Origin of the sequence: Actinoplanes sp. NPDC051475 (genome assembly GCF_040689425.1) — a bacterium.
Lineage (GTDB): Bacteria > Actinomycetota > Actinomycetes > Mycobacteriales > Micromonosporaceae > Actinoplanes.
Genome location: NZ_JBFAZZ010000033.1, coordinates 27,174 through 32,168 on the forward strand (window position 1 = coordinate 27,174; position 4,995 = coordinate 32,168).

A 4,995-nucleotide genomic window follows, 5' to 3' on the forward strand; every position below is an offset into this window, starting at 1 on the left:
CGACCGGGAACTTTTACCCCGGTAGGGCCCACGCGGTCGGCCGTCGCGTTCGGATTGCCCGGGCTGAAACCCAGCGCCGGCACCAAAGCGTTAATGTCACCGGAGCTGGCTCCGGCGTTGCCCTGTTCGGCGGCCTGGCTCATCCCCGTGCCGACCGCGAGCGCCGAGCCGAGCAGCGCCGCGGCGGCACCTCCAATCACCAGCTTGCGCGTCCGGCTGCTGACTCCGCGTCGATACATGCACGGCTCCTCTTCGTTTCGGTACTGCTTGTGCCGAGATATACGAGCAATGATGTGGCAGCAGTTCATGACGCTGAGCAAGCGTTCCTTAAAGCTTCTTTAACGCGACTCCCGGGGCGTGCAGCCGCCAGCATCGTCGCGCCCACGTCCGCGCGGCCCAGCTACGCCGCAGCGCCGAACCCCTACAACAGGGCGGCGATCTGCACGACCCCTGGCACGGCCTGTTCCTCACCACCAAGAACGGCCGGATTGGTAGTTGCAGTGCCAACGCTTCTTCTGCCGGCCCCTCTCAAGAGCCTCCACCAGCACCGATGCCAGGGGTCAAGGGTGGCCGCAGGCCATCGCGAAGCGACGCGGAGCGTCCTTGACGCCTGGTACCGGTGCTGGACCATTGAGGCGAGAGGGGAAGGCCGACCGAGTTGTCGCTCGGCCTTCCGGGGTCCGCAGGACTGCCGCCGGCCGAAGTGCAGCTCTAGGAGCGAGGATGGAATGCCATGGTGCGGCCCGCCGCGCCGGCCGATGCCAGCCGGAGGCCGCCAGCAGGCCGGGCGCAAGCGGGCACGGTCGCGCCGCGTCAGCGGCGCCTTGATACACAGAATGACCAAGTCGGCAGTAACACTTGCTTGCTGCGGGTTTCTGGACCAGCGGTCAAGGTGCGCTACGACCGGCGCCACTTGACTCTTGTGGTCCCCAGGAACGCGAAGAAGGCTGATCCAAGATCTAGACCAGCCTTCTGACCTGCGAAAACCTTCGGTCGGGCTGACAGGATTTGAACCTGCGACCCCTTGACCCCCAGCATTTAGACGGCTCAGCGACGTGCTAACGAACGTTTTACCAGGTCACTGAAAAGTATACTCGGCCGGGTAAAGGGGTCCAAGCACATCACCCTTCCGAAGCCGGCCTCATCGTACCTGACCTGCACGTTTGCGGTCGCGGTTCTGACAGCAGCGTCCTGTCAGCCTTTACCGGTGCCCGCCTGTACGCTCCGAGCTGCGCGGCGGAGCGTCGCATGGAAGGTTTGATGTGTTCGCTCAGCGTTCTTGCACCGGCACTCCATGGCCTTTGAGGAATGCGGCCGTTCTGGGTTTGAACTCGGCTGGTACGGCTATCGCAAGAAGTCGTCGGGCTCGGGCTCACCAAGCTCCGACCGCCGCCACGCGCAACAGGCGGTGCTGCGTTGCAACAGCGGTGAACTCGCCGCCGACCGCCCCTGGGCATGGCTGGCCGCGCCGCGTGAGACCCTTCGCCACCACATCATCGACGCCTACCTGCGCCTGGCCGACGGCCTGAGCGCCGATGAAGCGCTGCCGCTGCTGGGCGAGGCGGTCACCCTGAACCCCTACAACCAGCATCTGCACCACCGCCTCGTCACCGCCCTTGTCAAGCTTGGTGATCATGACGCCGCTGACCGCCTGCGCGAAGCCTATGACGCCCGCCTCCTCGAGGCCGGCCTACTCAAGAATGATGACCACTAGGGCCGGCCATTCGTCGTCGTCGACGAGAACTCTGACACGAACACTCTCGCTATTCGTTTGCAGCGACAGCACGGCCAAGTTATCCGAATCGCTCACCCTGAGAATGCGTGACGACAGAGGCAATTCCCCAGAGAAGCGGAGCGTCATTTCGGCAGTCGCCGACTCAGGGAGACCGGCGTCGTACACCTCGACCGTGACCGGCCCGTCGACGGAAGCCTGCACACCTACGTAGAGAGAATCCTGGTCAAGGTGCACCTGCTCAGCGGCAGCTACCCAACCATCATGCGTGGCACGGGTCGCAGGATCTTCCAGGACCAGAAGGCCATGCTCGAACGGGACGGTGAACGACCCTCGCAGATCATCAGTCGAAATCATATCTTCCCTCTTTCAATTGCCGGACCATTCCGCCTTGCTGGCGCATGCAGGGCATGCACTGAGGGTATGCGGTTTGGGGGCCTCGCCCCGCAATCGATGTTGGCGGCTGATGATCGCGAACCCACGATCCCTTCTTAGTCCCAGGCGTCATCGCGCCGCAGGTATGACAACCGAACTTGTCGCCGGCCTCATTTACAAGCTTGATCACTCCTGGATCGTTGATGTTTCCATTAACGAGCCCCACACCTTCCTTTGCATGCGGGCCTGCACCGAGCGTCTGGGTTACCAGGCATCCTTCGTTCGCGTTATGGACGAGTACCGGCGTTGTGCCGACGAGCACATAGTAGGTGTGCAGGTCGGCGACTGTGAGGTTGTACATGGTCTGTAGGCCGGGGAACACGTGGACGTCTTTGACCGTGGCGGTGCCGTGCGTCTTCTCGGCGCCCAGGAACTGATGGGGCTTTAGCTTGCCGGCGTCGACCCACTTCTGGTGCTCCGGGCTCCAGAACGGGTGTTCTTCGGTGGTGTGCACCGTGACGGTTTGGCCGTCGGCGGTGTCTACGGTCAGGTCGACCAGCTCGGTGTCGCTGTTGACGTGAAGTTCGGTGACCGGCTCGACCCGGGTCGAGCCGGTCTCCGGGTCGGTGGCGAGCACCTGGTCGCCGATTTGGATCTCGGAGATCGGTTTGGTGGTTCCGTCGGCGAGCAGGACGCGGGTCTCGGGCGCGAAGCTGTTGCCCCGGACGCAGGCCGAGCTGACGCCGTGAGCCATATCTTCGAGCATGTCGTAGCTGCGCATCGATCCCGGCTTCAGCATGCGGCCTGCGGCGCCAGCGCTGCCACCTTCGTCGTTGCTGACCGCGTCGTGGGTGCGGCTGGAATATTCAGGGTCGCCGCCGTTGGCCTTGACGGCGTAGCTGTTGTGGGCGTCGTGGACGGCGGTGGCGTACACCGATGTACAGATGGAGTCCATCTGCGTACACGCCCAGTCCATGACGTACAGCATCTTGAGGTTGTCGTCGAGCGCGTCGAAGCCCTGCATAGTGGCGCGGAAGTAGTAGTACGCGTAGTTGACCTTTTGGCCGTAGGTGTAGACGTCGTCAACTTGGTCGGCCGTGACGGTGATGCCGCCGACGCTGCCCACTCTGTTGCCATAGGCCTCGATATCGACGGGGTTCTGCTGATTTCGGCTGCCGCTACCGCCATTGTTGCGGGCGCCGCCCTGGTACTTGTCGCTGTCGGGGTCCTTCTCGTCGGGGAGGACGTACCCGCCGCAATGTCCGCCGTTTCCGCGGGCGCACCCCGGACGGTCTCCGTCCACCCTGAGTCCGCTGGGGTCGGAGTTGGTGATGGGGTTGTCGCCGGCGTACGCGTAGCCGCCGAGCTGCGCCGGGTCGGTGGTTTCCAGGAGTGGGTCGGCGCTGATGAATCGGCCGAGGGTCGGGTCGTACTTGCGGGCGCCGACGTCGGTGTATCCGGTGCTGGGGTCCTTCGGAGCACCGAGGTAGCCGTGGGTGAGGTCCGGCCACAGGGTGGTGTTGGCCGCGGCCCGGTTCTCGCCGTAGGGCTTGTACTGCTGCCGCGACATCTTCTGGGTGGTGGTGTCGATGGCCAGGTTGGCGGTCCCGTTGGAGTTGCCGAAGACGTAGTGGGCGCCGCCGCCGGGCAGCGTGGACCGGACTGCGACGGCTCCTGCGCCGCCGTGCGTGTAGCGGCGCACGGCGCCGATCAGCACGGAAGGGTTGACCGCGGTGTTGACGACGATTTCGGTGTCGCCCGGCGAAGAGGCTGGTGCGGCCGGGGTCGCGGCGGATCAGTCGCTGACCGTTGGCGTCGTAGAGGTATTTGGTGGTGCCGGGCTGCGCGCCGGTCGTGGTGACCGAGGCGAGGTTACCCTCGTCGTCCCACTTCAGGGTTTGGTTGTTGGCCCTGGACGCGGTGCGGGTGAGCAGGTTCCCGTCGAGGTCGTAGACGAAGGTGGTGGCATCGCCGCCGCCGGTCGTCTCGGTGAGGGTGTGCGGCTGCGCGCCGGAGGCGGTGCCGTAGGTGTACTTGGTAGTGGCGTCCGCGCCGCCCGCGGTGGAGTGCTCCACAGTGCGGTCACGGTCGCCGATGGTCTTGTACCCGAACGTCTGCCAGTACGCGCCGGGCCTATTGGCTACCTGACCGGCCGCGGGCTGGGCGACTTCGATTCCGGGGCAGGCGGAGGCCGCCGTCCAGGCTTCGGTCAGGCGAGCCAGGGTGTCGTAGCGGTAGCACTGGGTGTCGGTGACGGTGTTGCCGGACTCCGACTGCTTGTCGACGACCGACAACGGGTTGCCGGCGTCGTCGTACGTGTAGCCGGTGTCGTCGATGACCGGCCCGGGGGCCTGCTTGCGGGAGATGGTGCGTGACTTCAGGCGCAGTGTGTACTTGTCGTAGTCGTAGAGGGCCTCGACCTGGTTGGTGGAGTCGCCCATCGTGATCCGCGATGGCTGTCCGAGGTCGCCGTAGGTGGTGCTGGAGACGTACAGATCGATGCCGGAGGTCTTCGTGGGGGCGCCGAGAGCGTCGCGGTCGTAGATGATCTTTTCGCCGGGCAGGGTGCCGACCGCCGGGTCCTGCTGGGTGGCCAAAAGCTCGGTGTTCGGGGTGTAGGTGAACTTCGTGGTGTACGAGAGGGGCAGCGGCCGCTCGACGCTCGGCAGTGTGATCGTCTGGCCGAGCGGCTGGCGCCCATCACGGTGTACCCCGTGGTGGCCACGGTGTAGCTACCGGTGACGTTGGGGACGTACCGGGTAGATGATGTCGGCTTGCCGATGCGTAGCGTGCGGGTCTGCTGCACCGATAGGTGACATCTGAGATGGCTTGCCCTGGTGGCGGGCTGGAAGGATGTTGCTGTGCCCAAGCCCTACCCTCGGGAGTTC

General features: G+C 65.0%; 3 protein-coding genes and 2 pseudogenes. 1 reads left to right on the top strand and 4 read right to left on the bottom strand.

Annotated features, from left to right (window positions below; all coding sequences use genetic code 11):
* Positions 1 to 239 (bottom strand): annotated as a pseudogene (locus AB0368_RS37525) (hypothetical protein); the annotation flags it as partial.
* A gap of 1,055 nt (positions 240 to 1,294) precedes the next feature.
* Between AB0368_RS37525 and AB0368_RS37530 the strand changes: the two are divergent.
* Positions 1,295 to 1,714 carry a bacterial transcriptional activator domain-containing protein gene (locus AB0368_RS37530; protein WP_366158817.1) on the top strand — a complete coding sequence of 140 codons (420 nt, stop codon included), beginning with the start codon at positions 1,295 to 1,297 and terminating at the stop codon, positions 1,712 to 1,714.
* Here the strand turns inward: AB0368_RS37530 and AB0368_RS37535 are convergent.
* From AB0368_RS37535 to AB0368_RS37545, 3 genes and pseudogenes are all read right to left on the bottom strand, one after another.
* Positions 1,691 to 2,089 (bottom strand): hypothetical protein, encoded by a 399-nt coding sequence (locus tag AB0368_RS37535; RefSeq protein WP_366158818.1) that lies wholly within the window; start codon positions 2,087 to 2,089, stop codon positions 1,691 to 1,693. The two genes, AB0368_RS37530 and AB0368_RS37535, sit on opposite strands and share 24 nt — an antisense overlap.
* Positions 2,076 to 3,824, bottom strand: coding sequence for a polymorphic toxin-type HINT domain-containing protein (locus tag AB0368_RS37540; protein ID WP_366158819.1), 1,749 nt, complete (start codon positions 3,822 to 3,824; stop codon positions 2,076 to 2,078). The genes AB0368_RS37535 and AB0368_RS37540 overlap by 14 nt, the downstream gene beginning before the upstream one ends.
* Before the next feature lie 70 nt (positions 3,825 to 3,894).
* Positions 3,895 to 4,548, bottom strand: a pseudogene (locus AB0368_RS37545) (hypothetical protein); the annotation flags it as partial.
* Positions 4,549 to 4,995: the final 447 nt, after the last annotated feature.

What these genes read in the sequence shown, in the direction of transcription:
- AB0368_RS37530 (WP_366158817.1), top strand. Translation starts at nt 1,295, where the DNA reads ATGGCCTTTGAGGAATGCGGCCGTTCTGGGTTTGAACTCGGCTGGTAC.
- AB0368_RS37535 (WP_366158818.1), bottom strand. Translation starts at nt 2,089, where the DNA reads ATGATTTCGACTGATGATCTGCGAGGGTCGTTCACCGTCCCGTTCGAG.